Raw genomic sequence first — 14,636 nt, 5'->3', positions numbered from 1 at the left:
TCAGCCACCCGTCATCGGCGGAAACAGGCCGATTTCGCGCGCACCGGCCAGCGGTTCGTCATGCTCGACATGTTCCTGGTTGACGGCAATCCTGATCGCATTTGGAAATTGCAGCGCCTCGGCATAATTTTCGCCGCGCCCGGCCAGGAAGGCGATCAGATCCGCCCCGGTCTTAACGTGTTCAGGCAATGCAATCTCTTCCTCGTCGAGGCCAATCTTTTCCCGCACCCAGGCGAAATAGACGAGTTTGATACTCATTCGTCTACCATATGTTTGACGCCAGCTTTGAAATAGTCATAGCCGGTGTACATGGTCAGGATGGCGGCGATCCAGAGCAGACCGATGCCGATATGAGTCGTATGCGGCAGCACCTTGTCGCCGGCTGGGCCTGCCAGCAGGAAGGCGAGCGCTACCATCTGCACCGTGGTCTTCCACTTGGCGATCCGCGTCACGGGAACGCTCACCTTCAGCCCGGCGAGATATTCGCGCAGGCCCGAAACCAGAATTTCGCGGCAAAGGATGATGATCGCCGCCCAGAGCGACCAGCCGGCAATGGTCTTTTCCGTATCGGCTGCCATCAGCAGCAGGCAGGTGGAGACCAGCAGCTTGTCGGCGATCGGGTCAAGCATTCGGCCGATATTGGAGGTCTGGTTCCAGATTCGGGCGAGATAGCCGTCGAAGAAATCGGTGATCGAGGCGATGACGAAAATCGCCAGCGCCGCCCAGCGGGCAAAGTCGGTACTCTGCAACTTACCTTCGAGATAAAAGCACAGGACGATCAACGGCACGGCGAGAATGCGGCCGTAAGTCAACAGGTTGGGAATGCTGTAGGTACGCGAAGCCATGATGCCCTGTCTTTGTTGCGGTGCGCGAGAAGATGGCGCTAGTGGTCTGATTTTGACATTTGCTTGCGCTTGCAGCACCCTCGAAAGCAAATGTCAAAATCTTCGAGACCACTAGCAAACTTATGATTCTAGTGGAATTTTCGAATTTGACATTCGATCGCCGAGATCGCGGCAAATTGGTATCGAATGTCAAATTCATTCCACTAGGGAGTGTCGATCGTCAAGCCGTTCCAGTGTACTTCCGGGAGCGAAACGGCCATTTTGTGCCCGCCCTCGTCAATCGCCAGTGTTTTCGTGGAAATGATTGTAAATTTGTCGTGCAACCGTCTCTGAAATGCCGTCGACGGCCATCAAATCGCTCATCGCGGCGCGCGAAACCGCTTTAGCGGTGCCGAAATGCTGGAGCAGCGCCCGCTTGCGGGTCGGGCCGATTCCGCCGATCTCGTCGAGCGGGTTCTTGATCATTTCCTTCTTGCGCCGTGCCCTGTGGGAGCCGATCGCAAAGCGATGCGCTTCGTCCCGCATGCGCTGGATGAAGTAGAGCACGGGGTCGCGCGGCGGCAGGGTAAAATCAGGCTTGCCTGCTACGAAAAAGCGCTCGCGGCCGGCATCGCGGTCGACGCCCTTGGCAACGCCTATTGCGGTGACGCAATCGGTAATGTCGAGCTCCTTCAGAATAGCGCGCACGGCGGTCATCTGGCCCTGGCCGCCATCGATCAGGATAACGTCCGGCCAGGCCGGGAAACCGGCATCGGCGCCGTCCTCGGGAGGCGCTGTGCGATCCGGCTTGCCCACTTCCTTCAGCAGCCGGGAAAACCGCCTGGTCATCACTTCGCGCATCATGCCGAAGTCGTCGCCGGGGGTGATATCGGTCGATTTGATGTTGAACTTGCGGTACTGGCCCTTCACGAAGCCTTCCGGCCCGGCCACCACCATGCCGCCCACGGCATTGGTGCCCATGATGTGGGAGTTGTCGTAGATCTCGATACGGCGCGGCACATAAGACAGGGTGAAGGTCTCGGCAAACCCTTTCAGCAGCCGTTCCTGCGAAGCGGTTTCCGCCAGCTTGCGGCCATGGGCCTCGCGGGCATTCCCATGCACGTGCTCGACCAGATCCTTCTTCTCGCCACGCTGCGGCACCAGGATCGTGACTTTGTAGCCAGCCTTTTCGCTGAGCGCCATGCCCAGAAGATCCTGCTCGTCAATCCCCTCCGACAGCAGCACTTGCCGCGGGCAGGGCTTGTCGTCGTAGAACTGTGCCAGAAAGGCGCTGAGTACTTCGGCGCTGGTCATCTGGGGATCGGCCTTGGGGAAATAGGCGCGGTTGCCCCAGTTCTGCCCGGTCCTGAAAAAGAACACCTGGATACAGGTGAGGCCGCCCTCGTGATGGATGGCGAAGATATCGGCTTCCTCGACCCCGGCCGGATTGATGCCTTGATGGCTCTGCACATGCGACAGCCCGGCCAGCCGGTCGCGGAACACGGCGGCGCGCTCGAAATCCAGCTCTTCCGCCGCCTCGTTCATGGCCCGCGCCATGGCTTCCTTAACGTTCTGGCTCTTGCCCGAGAGGAAATCCTTGGCCTCCTTGACCAGCACGCCATAGGCGGCATCGTCGATCTCATGGGTGCAGGGACCGGAACAGCGCTTGATCTGGTAGAGAAGACAGGGCCGCGTGCGGCTCTCGAACACGCTGTCGGTGCAGGTTCTCAGAAGAAAGGCGCGTTGCAGCGAATTGATCGTGCGCCCGACCGCGCCAGCGGAGGCAAAGGGGCCGAAATAGTCACCTTTGCGCGCGCGCGCGCCACGATGCTTGTAGATGGCCGGTGCCCGGGCATCGCCGGTTATCAGGATATAGGGAAAGCTCTTGTCGTCGCGCAAAAGCACGTTGAAGCGCGGGCGCAGCCGCTTGATCAGGTTGGCTTCCAGCAGAAGCGCCTCGACCTCGGTGCGGGTCGTGACGAATTCCATATGCGCGGTTTCGCGCACCATCCGCGTCAGCCGGTTGGAATGCAGCCGCCCTTGCGCATAGTTGCTGACCCGCTTTTTCAGGCTGCGGGCCTTGCCGACGTAGAGCACGTCGCCGTCACCGTTCATCATCCGGTAGACGCCAGGGCTGTTGGGCAGCTTCTTGACGAATTCGGCGATCAGGTCGGCGCCGGTCAGGCCGCTGCCATGCAGGGCGCCTTCGTTCCAGTCGATGTCAGGCAGAACGGCGGCGACGCTGGCGTCCACCGCCTGGTCGTCGTCGTCCTCTTCAGTGCCGTCGTAGAGAATGCCGCCTTCCGGCTGCTTCCCTGGTGTCATTCCGCAATCTCCATGCCATTTGCGCCGGGCCAAAGCAGATGCTGGCCGCCATCGAGTGCGATCATTTGGCCGGTGATCGACGGCGTGTCAAAAAGAAAGCGGATGGTGCGTCCGAATTCCTCGAGCTCTGGTCCGCGCTTCAGCGGCACGCTGTCGATCTGCGCCTGAAAATCCGCCTGCGCCTGCCGCTCGCTTTTCAGCGACGGGCCGGGGCCGATGGCATTGACCCGGATCTGCGGTGCGAAAGCTTGCGCCATCGTCCGCGTTGCCGTCCAGAGGGTGGATTTCGACAGCGTATAGGAAAAGAAGGTCGGCTTGAGAGCAAGGACGCGCTGGTCAATAATATTGACGATCAGACCCTCGCCATCCAGGGGCAACTGCTTGTGAAAGGCCGCCGAGAGGATTGCTGGCGCCCGGACATGAATGTCGAAATGTGCGGCAAACGTCTCGGCGTCGAACTGCTCTGCCTTGTCGTCTAGAAAGATCGAAGCATTGTTGACCAGCAAGCCGATTGGGCCAAGCACGGCTGCCGCCCGCTCAACGAGCGTCTCTGTCGCCTTTAGGTCGCGCAGATCCGCCTGCAGGGCCACAGCCTTGCCCCCACGGGAACTTATCTCCTGGACCAGAGTTTCTGCCTCGGCAAGTGAGTTATGACTGTGAATGGCGACTGCAAAGCCATGGGCGACCAGGTCTTCGGCAATCGCCTTGCCGATCCTCTTGGCGGAGGCGGTGATGAGAGCCGTTTTTGGTGCGGAAGGGGCGGGCATTGTCTTCACCTTTTGTTATGGCCGGGGCGGTTAGGAAAGCAGCTCTGGCGCCACCTGAGGTGACAGCTCAGATATATGTCTCGGCAAGACTTATTGAAGGCCGCGATTTTTCGAATTCTGACAATCTGGTTTTTGTCCGTGGGTGACGTTTTCCAAAGTAAAACGTCAATCACGAATAGTAATTCTGCGTTTACGATTTGTTATGGTTAACAAATCACCTGTTGCGCGAAAGCAACGTCTAAATTTTGCCTAGTGTTTGCCTAAAATATTTCACAATTCGGCTCTTCCAATTCCGCAATTGAGGGCCATTTTCCAGACTGAAGCGGGCAGGGACATCCGTGCAAGTATTCGGACCGGCAGAGACGATAGCGTCGGCACGGTTCGGTCAATGAAGGAGAATTTGGTATGCGTACACTCGTTATGATCTTGCTGGCATCGTCTGCCGGTCTTTCCCTCGTCACCGGCGCTCAGGCTGCCGATGCCGTTATGTCAGTTCCGGAAGCTCCGGCTGCCGTCGATATGCCTGCTCCGGTCAGCAACTGGGCCGGCGCCTATGTCGGTGGTGCAGGCACCTACACCATGGGCCGTTCGCACGGCAGCAACTTCAGCGCCCGTGCATTCGGCGGCCAGATCTATGGCGGCTACAACATGCAGAACGACAAGATCGTTTACGGTGGTGAAGCCGATATCGGTTATGATGGCCATGACAGCCGCTCGGGCGCAGGCCTGACCGGCAAGGAAGGCGTTAACGGCTCGATCCGTGGCCGCGTTGGTTACGATCTGAACCCGTTCATGGTTTACGGCACGGCCGGTGTTGCTGCTGCCGACACCAAGATTTCCGGCGCCGGCGGTTCCGACAACAAGGCTGCTCTCGGCTACACGGTTGGTGCCGGTGTCGAAGCTATGGTGACCAATAACATCACCACCCGCGTCGAATATCGCTACACCGATTACCAGAACAAGGACTACAACATCGGTGGTTCCAAGGTATCGCGTGGCTTCGACGACCAGAGCGTCAAGGTTGGTATCGGCATGAAGTTCTGATCTGCTCGATCAGTATTTATAAAAAGAGCCCGGCTTTACCGCCGGGCTTTTTTGTTTGTGGTTTGGCGTTTGGCCTGTCGGCGAACGCAGCGCCATGCGTTTTATGAAACGCACGGCGCTATATCTGGTTCAAGCCTGCGGGCGAAGCAGCTGGTAGTCCTCGAATTTTTTGGCAAAGAGCGCCGGCCATTCGGTCAACGCGACCCGGCCGTCCTCCCATTCGCCAGGGAAGCGCAGCATGAGATAGCCGACGAGGCCGGCCATGGAAAAATGACCGCCGTGCAGCTTCTTGCCGGTCTTCGGCATATGGGCTTCGAGATAGTCGAGGCCGCGCGTCACCTTTTCCCACTGGCGATCGATATAGGGCTGGTGCACCTTTTCCGGTGGATGCATGCGCTTTTCATAGACGATGGCAAGCAGGCAATCGGTGATGCCGTCGCAAAGCGATTCCAGCAGCTCGGCCTCGGTGCGCTTTTCGTCCTTCTTCGGATAGAGGCCGCCGCCCGAGACACGGTCGAGATAGTGCATGATGGCGCGGCTGTCGAATACGGCCCGGCCATCATCGGCAATCAGCGTCGGGATCTTGCCGAGCGGGTTGGCGCCGACCAGTTCCGCCGGATTGGTTGATGTGTCGACCTTGACCTCCTCGAGCTTGATGCCGACGGCGCGGGCGGCCATCCGCACTTTGGAGGAATAAGGCGAGGCGGGAGCATAAAGCAGCTTCATGACTTGGTCCTGTGCGATTGAGATGGGGTGATATTGATGTGAATGGGGAGGCTCATTCTTCGCCGCGCAGCCAGAAGCAGCGTTGCGAGGCATACCGGTCCTGCGCCAGGACTCTTTTCAGTTCGGGCAGCAGCGCATGCATTTCGTCCTTCAGCGTGAAGGGTGGGTTGACGACGATAAGGCCGGAGCCGGATAGACCGGTCAGATCCCGATCGCTTTTGACCGACAATTCGGCGCAAAGCATTTTAGGGATGCCGCTTTCCTTCAGCGCCTCGTGGAAGGCGGCAATCGGTGCACCCTTCTTGATCGGATACCAGAGGCAGTAGACGCCATTGCCGAATCGACGATGCGCCTTGACAAGACCGTCAACCAGCCGCTCGTACTCCCCATCCAGTTCGAAGGGCGGATCGACCAGCACGATGCCGCGCTTTTCTTTCGGCGGCAGATGTGCACCAAGCGCCAGCCAGCCATCCAGCTCGGTGACGCGCACCTGATAATCACCCTCGAACAGCCGGGCCAGCGCACGCGAATCGTCGGGATGCAGCTCCATGGCCGACAGACGATCTTGCGGGCGAAACAGGTCGCGTGCCAGTTTCGGCGAGCCGGGATAGCGGTCGATACCGCCTTCGGGATTGAGTGCCCGCACGGCATCCAGATAGGGTTTCAGAACCTCGGCGGCCGCAGGCGTCAGCTGGGCCTCAAGCAATTTGCCGATGCCATCTTGCCATTCGCCGGTCTTTTGCGCTTCTGTCGAGGAGAGATCGTAGAGCCCGATGCCGGCATGGGTATCCAGCACCCGAAACGCCTTGTCCTTCTGCTGCAGATAAACGATCAGCCGCGCCAGCACTGCGTGCTTGAGCACGTCAGCGAAATTGCCTGCGTGGTAGATGTGGCGATAATTCATGCGCGTTTCCGATGGTTCGGTGAATTTTTTGAATAGGGCTTTTGAGGCTGCGGGCCTTCGCCTATAACTCTGCCATGAATATCGTCAGCTCCGCCTTCAAACAGTCCACCGGTCATACGGCCTGTCCGCATGACTGTCCATCCACCTGCGCGCTGGAGGTGGATCTTGCCCCCGACGGCCGCATCGGACGCATGCGCGGTGCGCGCGACAATAGCTACACCGCCGGCGTGATCTGCGCCAAGGTCGCCCGCTATGCCGAGCGCCTGTACCATCCCGATCGGCTGCTGAAACCGAAGCGCCGGGCTGGCGCAAAGGGCGAGGGGCGCTGGCAGGACGTATCCTGGGACGATGCCCTGGACGAAATCGCCAATGCCTTCGTCAAGGCAGAGGCTGCCCATGGCACTGAAGCGGTCTGGCCCTATTTCTACGCTGGCACCATGGGCCAGGTGCAGCGAGACTCGATCGAGCGGCTGCGTCATGCCAAGAAATATTCCGGCTTTTTCGGCTCGATCTGCACCAATCTCGCCTGGACCGGCTATGTCATGGGCACGGGCACGCTGCGCGGCCCTGATCCGCGTGAAATGGCGGTCTCCGATTGCGTGGTCATCTGGGGCACCAATGCTGTCGCAACCCAGGTCAATGTCATGACCCATGCGGTGGCAGCCCGCAAAAACCGGGGCGCCAAGATCGTCGTCATCGATGTCTACGACAATCCGACGATGAAGCAGGCCGATATGGGCCTTATTCTGCGTCCCGGCACCGATGCGGCGCTGGCCTGCGCCACCATGCATGTCGCCTTCCGCGACGGCTATGCCGACAGCGCCTATATGGCAAAATTTGCCGATGATCCGGCCGGTCTCGAAGCGCATCTCAAGGACAAGACGCCGCAATGGGCGGCTGATATCACTGGTCTGTCGGTCGAGGAGATCGAGGCCTTCGCCAAGCTCGTCGGTGCGACGAAAAAGACCTTCTTCCGCTTGGGCTATGGCTTTACCCGCAGCCGCAACGGTGCTGTCTCCATGCATGCGGCACTCTCGCTGGCCACCGTGCTCGGCAGCTGGCAATACGAAGGCGGCGGCGCCTTCCACTCCAACAGCGATATTTTCAAGCTCAACAAGGCCGAGCTGATGGGCACGGCTTTCGTCGATCCTGATATCCGCATGCTCGACCAGTCCCAGATCGGCCGGGTGCTGACTGGGGATGCTGAGGCACTGCGCCATCGCGGCCCTGTGACGGCCATGCTGATCCAGAACACCAATCCGGTAAATGTCGCGCCGGAACAGCGGCTGGTGAAGCAAGGTTTTCTGCGAGACGACCTGTTCGTTGCTGTGCACGAGCAGTTCATGACCGAGACTGCCGAGCTTGCCGATATCGTGCTGCCGGCCACCATGTTTGTCGAGCATGACGATTTCTATCGCGGTGGCGGCCAGAGCCATATGCTGCTTGGCCCGAAACTGGTCGAGCCGCCGGAGACGGTGCGCACCAATCTCTTCGTGATCGATGAATTGGCAAAGCGGCTGGGCGTTGTGCATCTGCCGGGCTTCGGCTTAAGCGAGCGCGAACATATCGATCACATGCTAGCCGCCAGCGGGCGTCCGGACTTCAGCTTCTTTGCCGAGGAAAAATGGCTGGATTGCCAGCCGGGTTTCGAAGAAGCGCATTATCTCAACGGATTTGCCCATCCCGACGGAAAATTCCGCTTCCGGCCCGATTGGGAAGGCACGCCTGCGCCCAACAAGCCGCCGAAGGTGCTGGGCTCGTTCGGTCCTGTCGCTGATCTGCCCATGTTCCCCGATCAGATCAACGTGATCGAGCTTGCCGATGCCGAGCATCCGTTCCGGCTGGCGACTTCGCCGGCGCGCAATTTCCTCAATTCTACCTTTGCCGAAACCAAGACCTCCCGTGACAAGGAGGGTCGGCCGCAGGTGATGATCAATCCCGCCGATGCCGCGAGCCTTGGTATTGTCTCCGGCGACGTGGTGACGCTCGGCAACCGCCGCGGGTCGCTGCGCATTCATGCCGAAATCACGCAAGCGGTAAAGCCGGGCGTGCTGGTAGCCGAAGGCCTCTGGCCCAACAAGGCGCATCTCGATGGCGAGGGCATCAATGTCCTGACCGGCGCCGACGCACCGGCCCCCCATGGCGGGGCCGCCTTTCATGACAACAAGGTCTGGGTAAAAGCATCATGAGCAAGTTTGACGAGACGTCCATCACCGTCGTCGAGGACAAGACGCTGTGGAAGGGCTGGAGCCATCTGCGCAAGATGGTGTTCGACTATGTTAAGCCGGATGGCAGCACCAAGCGGCTGAGCTGGGAAGTGTTCGACCGTGGTCATGCGGTGGCGATTCTGCTCTACGATCCCTTGAAAAAGACAACGCTCCTGGTGCGTCAGTTCCGCATCCCCGCCTATATGATGGGCGACAAGCCGTTCATTCTGGAAGTGCCGGCCGGCATGACCGATGGCGAGGCAGCGAAGGATGCCGTGACCCGCGAAGTGGTGGAGGAAACCGGCTATCACATCGGCGAGCCGCGCTTCCTGTTCACCGCCTATATGTCGCCGGGCGCGGTTACCGAGAAGATCCACTTTTTCTACAGCGAGATCACGGACGCACAGAAGCTTTCCAAGGGTGGCGGGCTTGAGGAAGAGCATGAAGACCTGGAGCTGGTGGAACTGCCACTGGCTGAAGCGGTCGAGATGATCGGCCGTGGCGAGATCGTCGACGGCAAGACGATCATGCTGTTGCAATGGGCGGCGCTCAATCTGCGCTGAGACCAGAACGCGCCTTTTTTCGCAAAAGCGGCTGAGATCACGCGACCGTGTCGGTCTGTCGTGAGCCCTAGCGCTTGCGCAAGTTAACAATATACATTATGTTATAATGTATATTGTTAAAGGAGCCGCGTTATGCCGCACCAGATCTCGCAGACATTGACGATTTCCAGCCAACCAACTCTGGAAGATTTTGCCGCGCTCGCCGCGGCGGGTTTTACCACGCTGATCAACCTGCGCCCGGACCAGGAAGAGGGCGCGCCCGGCACCAAGGCGGAGCGTGAGGCGGCGTTGAAGGCCGGTCTGACCTATCATTTCATTCCCGTCACCATGGCCGATCTAACCGAGGCGGATGTGGATGCCTTCCGCCACGCAACCCGTAGCGACGTCAAGGTCTTTGCCCATTGCCGCAGTGGCCTGCGGGCCGCCCTATTATATGTTCTCGGTGAGGTCCTGGATGGGCGCCTGCGCCGCGACGATATCCTGCCCCTGGGCGAGCGGCTGGGTCTCGATCTGTCCGCAGCCGTTACCTGGCTTGAACGTCAGGCGGCGCGTCGCCCCCAGGTGAAGGGCTTTTTTGATCCGCGCACCTGGAGCGTCCAATATGTCGTCTCCGATCCCGCCACCAAGGCCTGCGCCATTATCGACCCCGTGCTTGATTACGACGAAAAGTCCGGACAGACCTCCACTGAAAATGCCGATCGGATACTGGCCTATGTCGCCACTGAGGGGCTGACGGTGGAATGGATCCTCGACACCCATCCCCACGCCGACCACTTTTCCGCCGCCCATTATCTGCAGGCCAAGACCGGAGCTCCAACAGGCATCGGCGATCACGTGATTGACGTGCAGACCCTGTGGAAGGGCATTTACAACTGGCCCGCGCTCCAGACCGATGGATCGCAGTGGGACCGGCTGTTTGGCGATGGCGAGACCTTCCGGGTCGGCTCCATCGATGCCAAGGTGATGTTTTCGCCGGGCCATACGCTTGCCTCCGTCACCTATGTCATCGGCGATGCGGCCTTTGTGCATGATACGATGTTCATGCCCGACAGCGGCACGGCGCGGGCCGATTTCCCCGGTGGCGATGCCCATATGCTCTGGGGCTCCATGCAGGCTATTCTGTCGCTGCCGGACGATGTCAGGATTTTCACCGGTCATGATTATCAGCCGGGCGGCCGCAATCCGCGCTGGGAAAGCACGGTTGCTCTTCAGAAGGCCGCCAATCCGCATCTGGCCGGTACTGATGAGGCCGCCTTCGTTGCCTTGCGCCAGGCCCGTGACCGGACGCTGCCGATGCCAAAGCTGATCCTGCATGCGCTGCAGGTCAATGTGCGCGGCGGGCGTTTGCCGGAGCCTGAAGACAATGGCCGTCGCTATCTGAAAATTCCGCTGAACCTGCTGGAGACCACCGCATGGTAGATCCGTTTTCCGAAATCAAGCGCCATGCCGGCATGACGCCGCAGGCCATGGGCGAACGGGCCGATGAAGTCGCCGGTCATCTGAAGACGCTCGCTCATCCGGTCCGTCTGATGCTTGTCTGCACGCTGGTCGAAGGCGAATACTCAGTCGGGGAGTTGGAGGAGAAGCTCGATATCCACCAGCCGACGCTCTCCCAGCAACTCACCGTGCTGCGCGACGCCGGTATCGTCGAGACCAGGCGCGACGGCAAGCAGATCTTCTATCGCCTGACGGAAGCCAAGACGCAAAAGCTGATCGCCGCCCTGTTCACCATTTTCTGTGCTGAGGAGGATGCGCCATGATCGCGTATCTTCCCTCCCTGATCGGCGGCGTGATGATCGGCGGCTCGGCCATCTTGTTCCTCATGCTTACCGGTCGCATCGCTGGGATCGGCGGCATTGTCGGACGGCTGGCCGAGGCAAAGGGCATAGCTATCAATGCAGGTTTCGTCGTCGGCCTGATGCTCGGTCCGATCCTTTATCTCGTGCTGTTCGGCGCCTTTCCGCAAGTCAGCATCGCCGCCAGCCTGCCGCTGGCCGTGCTGGCCGGTCTGCTCGTCGGCTTCGGCTCGCGAATGGGGTCGGGCTGCACCAGTGGCCATGGCGTTCTGGGCCTCGCTCGGCTGTCGCCGCGTTCCATGGTGGCGGTCGTCACCTTTGTTCTGGCCGGGATGGTCACGGTCACAATCTTGAGGGGCAGCTTATGACGAGCAAAGCCATCCAGACCACTGCCGCCGCACTTCTGTCCGGCACTATTTTCGGTTTCGGGCTGTCGATCTCAGGCATGCTCGATCCCGCCCGCGTCCAGGGATTTCTCGATGTTTTCGGTGCCTGGGACCCAAGCTTGGTCTTCGTGCTTGGCGGTGCCGTCATCACGGCCTTTGCCGGTATGGCGCTGGTCCGCCGCCTGCCGAAGCCGGTTTTGGCAGACCACTTCGCCTGGCCGGACAAGACCCGCATCGATCTGCCATTGGTCCTGGGTTCCGCCGTGTTCGGCATCGGCTGGGGGCTTGACGGCTTCTGTCCGGGGCCAGCGCTTGCTGCCCTGCCACTTGGCTATGGCAAGAGCTTCGCCTTTGTTGCTGCCATGGTGATCGGCATGGTCCTGCATGACCGTGTATTCGCGAGGCGCGGACAATGAACACGCTCGTTTCTGCCATCGGGTCGGGCAGTCTCGTCGGCTTCACGCTCGGCCTGCTCGGCGGCGGTGGCTCCATTTTGGCAACGCCGCTGCTGCTCTATGTCGTTGGCGTGTCGCAGCCGCATATCGCCATCGGCACCGGGGCGCTGGCGGTGTCGGCCAATGCCATCCTCAATTTCGTCAGCCACGCCCTGAAGGGCCATGTTCGCTGGCGTTGCGGAGCGGTGTTTGCCGCGCTCGGCGTTGTCGGCGCGCTGGCCGGCTCGTCGCTTGGCAAGGCCATGGACGGGTCACAGCTTCTGTTGCTGTTCGGCCTCGTCATGATCGTGGTCGGCCTGTTGATGCTGCAGCCCCGAAAGACCCTCGAGGTCGCACCAAAGCCGGTCGATGCGCGCATGTGCCTGATGACGGCCCTGGTGGCCTTGGCGACCGGTGCTGCATCCGGCTTCTTCGGCATCGGCGGCGGTTTTCTGATCGTGCCGGGTCTGATCCTGGCCACCGGCATGCCGATGATCAATGCGGTCGGCACCTCGTTGCTTGCTGTTGCCGCCTTCGGGCTGGCGACGGCCATCAATTATGCCCTGTCCGGCTTGGTGGATTGGGCGCTTGCGGGGGAATTCATCCTCGGCGGCCTCATCGGCGGCCTCCTCGGCACCTGGACCTCGACCCGGCTCGGCGCCCACAAGAACACGCTGAACCGAATTTTGCGGCAATGATCTTCGTCACCGCCGCCTATGTGATCTACAAGAGCCTCAACACGATTATCACGCGCTGATCAGCCGTGCCTCGCCATCGGCGACATAACCGGAGCGGGCAATGCGGCCGTCCTCCAGCATGGTCACCAGACCCTCGGCCACGAGACGCAGCGCCAGCGGATAGGTGCGATGCTCGACGGTGAGGGTGCGGGCGGCCAGCGTATCTGCGGTGTCGTCAGGCAGAACAGGCACGGCGGCCTGGGCAACGATCGGGCCTTCGTCCATGCCTTCGGTGACGAAATGCACGGTGCAGCCGGCGATTTTCATGCCGGCATCGATTGCCCGCTGATGGGTGTGCAGCCCGGGAAACAGCGGCAGCAGCGACGGATGGATATTGATGATCCGGCCCTGGTAGCGGCGGATGAAATCGGCCGACAGCAGCCGCATATAGCCGGCAAGACAAATCAGATCGGGCTCGGCCTGTTCGAGAGCGGCGAGAATAGCCGCCTCATGCTCCGGCTTGCCCGGATAATCCTTGCGGGCAAAGGCTGATGTGAAAATGCCACGCCCTTCAGCCTTCACCAGCCCGCCGGCATCAGGCTTGTCGGAAAAGACCGCAACGATTTCAGCCGGAAAATCCGACTCGCGGCAGGCATCGGCCAGCGCCATCATGTTGGAGCCGCTGCCGGAAATCAGCACGGCAACGCGCTTCTTTGTCCGGGGAGGGGCGACCGGGCTCATAGGCCAAGCGTTCCCTTGTAAACGGTGCCGTGGGCGCCTTCGGCCCGCGCCACCATGCGGCCAAGCCGGGCAACACGCTCGCCTTCGGCTTCCAGCACCGACGTCACCGCATCGGCCTGCTCGGCGGAGACGACGACGATCATGCCGATGCCGCAATTGAAGGTGCGCAGCATCTCGTTCTGGGCGACGCCGCCAGTCTTGGCGAGCCAGGAGAAAACCGGGGGAACGGCAATCGAGGCCAGGTCGATTTCAGCGGCCAGATGCTTCGGCAGTACGCGCGGAATGTTTTCAGGAAAACCGCCGCCGGTGATATGGGCCAGCGCCTTCAAGGCGCCGGTCTCGCGGATCGCCTTCAACAGCGGCTTCACATAGATACGCGTCGGGGTTAGCAGGGCGGCGCCCAGCGTTGCGCCTTCGGCAAAGGGTGCCGGTGCATCCCAGGCAAGGCCCGAGAGCTCGACGATTTTGCGCACCAGCGAGAAACCGTTGGAATGCACGCCGGAAGAGGCAAGGCCGAGAATGACGTCGCCTTCGGCGATATCGCCGGCCGGCAGCAGCTGCCCGCGCTCGGCGGCACCGACGGCAAAACCGGCCAAATCGTAATCGCCACCGGAATACATGCCGGGCATTTCGGCGGTTTCGCCACCGATCAGCGCACAGCCTGCCTCACGGCAGCCAGCGGCAATACCGCCGACGATGGCAGCACCCTGGTCCGGGTCGAGCTTGCCGGTGGCGTAATAGTCGAGAAACAGCAGAGGCTCTGCGCCCTGAACGACGAGATCGTTGACGCACATGGCGACGAGGTCGATACCGACAGTGTCATGCAGATTGGCGTCGATGGCGATCTTCAGCTTGGTGCCGACGCCGTCATTGGCGGCCACAAGGATCGGATCGGTAAAGCCGGCGGCTTTCAAATCGAACAATCCACCGAAGCCGCCGATCTCGCCATCGGCGCCCGGGCGGCGGGTGGAGCGAACCGCAGGCTTGATCTTTTCCACCAGAAGATTGCCGGCATCGATATCCACGCCCGCATCGCTATAGGTCAGACCGTTTTTCCCCGACTGGCTCATCCGTTCGTCTCCGCTGGTTGGCAGGGTTTGGCTTTTGCGCCCGCCATGGCATGGGTGGGGCCGCGATGCAAGCACAAGGGCCAGAAACCCCCGCTTTTTCGTCGATTTCCGCTTCGCGTGGTGCCGCAAATGCGAATTGCGCCTATGCCACCTTGACCCTGCAAGCGCGGCC

15 protein-coding genes and 1 pseudogene are annotated in these 14,636 nt (G+C 60.7%); 8 read left to right on the top strand and 8 right to left on the bottom strand.

The annotated features are described in order from the left end of the window. From moaD to BJF91_RS22375, 4 genes are all read right to left on the bottom strand, one after another. Complete coding sequence (moaD, locus tag BJF91_RS22390; RefSeq protein WP_075616740.1) at positions 1-258, bottom strand: molybdopterin converting factor subunit 1; 258 nt, start codon at positions 256-258, stop codon at positions 1-3. Continuing rightward, on the bottom strand, positions 255-845 hold the full coding sequence (gene pgsA / locus BJF91_RS22385; protein ID WP_075616739.1) for a CDP-diacylglycerol--glycerol-3-phosphate 3-phosphatidyltransferase: 591 nt from the start codon (positions 843-845) through the stop codon (positions 255-257). The genes moaD and pgsA overlap by 4 nt, the downstream gene beginning before the upstream one ends. A gap of 276 nt (positions 846-1,121) precedes the next feature. Then, a complete protein-coding gene (gene uvrC / locus BJF91_RS22380) occupies positions 1,122-3,149 on the bottom strand; it encodes an excinuclease ABC subunit UvrC (protein WP_075616738.1) in 2,028 nt (675 codons plus the stop codon). Continuing rightward, entirely contained in the window at positions 3,146-3,916 is a 771-nt protein-coding gene (locus tag BJF91_RS22375) for an SDR family oxidoreductase (protein WP_075616737.1), read from the bottom strand. Before BJF91_RS22375 ends, uvrC begins: the two co-directional genes overlap by 4 nt. A gap of 405 nt (positions 3,917-4,321) precedes the next feature. On the opposite strand from BJF91_RS22375, the gene BJF91_RS22370 reads away from it, so the two are divergent. Further along, positions 4,322-4,960, top strand: a complete 639-nt coding sequence (locus tag BJF91_RS22370) for an outer membrane protein (RefSeq protein WP_075616736.1) — start codon at positions 4,322-4,324, stop codon at positions 4,958-4,960. Between the two features lie 129 nt (positions 4,961-5,089). Here the strand turns inward: BJF91_RS22370 and BJF91_RS22365 are convergent, their stop codons facing one another. Both BJF91_RS22365 and BJF91_RS22360 read right to left on the bottom strand, forming a co-directional pair. Further along, positions 5,090-5,686: a glutathione S-transferase family protein gene (locus BJF91_RS22365; protein WP_075616735.1), complete on the bottom strand. Its 597-nt coding sequence runs from the start codon at positions 5,684-5,686 to the stop codon at positions 5,090-5,092. A gap of 52 nt (positions 5,687-5,738) precedes the next feature. Next, positions 5,739-6,590, bottom strand: coding sequence for a 23S rRNA (adenine(2030)-N(6))-methyltransferase RlmJ (locus tag BJF91_RS22360; protein WP_075616734.1), 852 nt, complete (start codon positions 6,588-6,590; stop codon positions 5,739-5,741). Between the two features lie 74 nt (positions 6,591-6,664). Here BJF91_RS22360 and BJF91_RS22355 point away from each other — a divergent pair, with 74 nt between their 5' ends. From BJF91_RS22355 to BJF91_RS22325, 7 genes and pseudogenes are all read left to right on the top strand, one after another. Continuing rightward, positions 6,665-8,779: a molybdopterin-containing oxidoreductase family protein gene (locus BJF91_RS22355; RefSeq protein ID WP_083943439.1), complete on the top strand. Its 2,115-nt coding sequence runs from the start codon at positions 6,665-6,667 to the stop codon at positions 8,777-8,779. Beyond that, positions 8,776-9,360 (top strand): NUDIX domain-containing protein, encoded by a 585-nt coding sequence (locus tag BJF91_RS22350; RefSeq protein ID WP_075616732.1) that lies wholly within the window; start codon positions 8,776-8,778, stop codon positions 9,358-9,360. Before BJF91_RS22355 ends, BJF91_RS22350 begins: the two co-directional genes overlap by 4 nt. A gap of 132 nt (positions 9,361-9,492) precedes the next feature. Beyond that, positions 9,493-10,779: a bifunctional sulfur transferase/dioxygenase Blh gene (gene blh, locus BJF91_RS22345; protein WP_075616731.1), complete on the top strand. Its 1,287-nt coding sequence runs from the start codon at positions 9,493-9,495 to the stop codon at positions 10,777-10,779. After that, entirely contained in the window at positions 10,773-11,120 is a 348-nt protein-coding gene (bigR, locus tag BJF91_RS22340; protein WP_075616730.1) for a sulfite-sensing transcriptional repressor BigR, read from the top strand. The genes blh and bigR overlap by 7 nt, the downstream gene beginning before the upstream one ends. Next, a complete protein-coding gene (locus BJF91_RS22335) occupies positions 11,117-11,524 on the top strand; it encodes a YeeE/YedE family protein (RefSeq protein ID WP_075616729.1) in 408 nt (135 codons plus the stop codon). Before bigR ends, BJF91_RS22335 begins: the two co-directional genes overlap by 4 nt. Beyond that, positions 11,521-11,958: a YeeE/YedE family protein gene (locus tag BJF91_RS22330; RefSeq protein ID WP_075616728.1), complete on the top strand. Its 438-nt coding sequence runs from the start codon at positions 11,521-11,523 to the stop codon at positions 11,956-11,958. Before BJF91_RS22335 ends, BJF91_RS22330 begins: the two co-directional genes overlap by 4 nt. After that, positions 11,955-12,733: pseudogene (locus BJF91_RS22325) on the top strand (sulfite exporter TauE/SafE family protein). Before BJF91_RS22330 ends, BJF91_RS22325 begins: the two are co-directional and overlap by 4 nt. Here BJF91_RS22325 and purN read toward each other — a convergent pair. Further along, a complete protein-coding gene (purN, locus tag BJF91_RS22320; protein WP_075616727.1) occupies positions 12,723-13,394 on the bottom strand; it encodes a phosphoribosylglycinamide formyltransferase in 672 nt (223 codons plus the stop codon). The pseudogene BJF91_RS22325 and the gene purN overlap by 11 nt on opposite strands. Next, a complete protein-coding gene (purM, locus tag BJF91_RS22315; protein WP_075616726.1) occupies positions 13,391-14,464 on the bottom strand; it encodes a phosphoribosylformylglycinamidine cyclo-ligase in 1,074 nt (357 codons plus the stop codon). Before purM ends, purN begins: the two co-directional genes overlap by 4 nt. Positions 14,465-14,636: the final 172 nt, after the last annotated feature.

Source organism: Gillisella taibaishanensis (genome assembly GCF_001938985.1).
GTDB classification, from domain to species: Bacteria; Pseudomonadota; Alphaproteobacteria; order Rhizobiales; family Rhizobiaceae; genus Allorhizobium; species Allorhizobium taibaishanense.
This window is presented reverse-complemented; position numbering and strand designations above follow the sequence as displayed.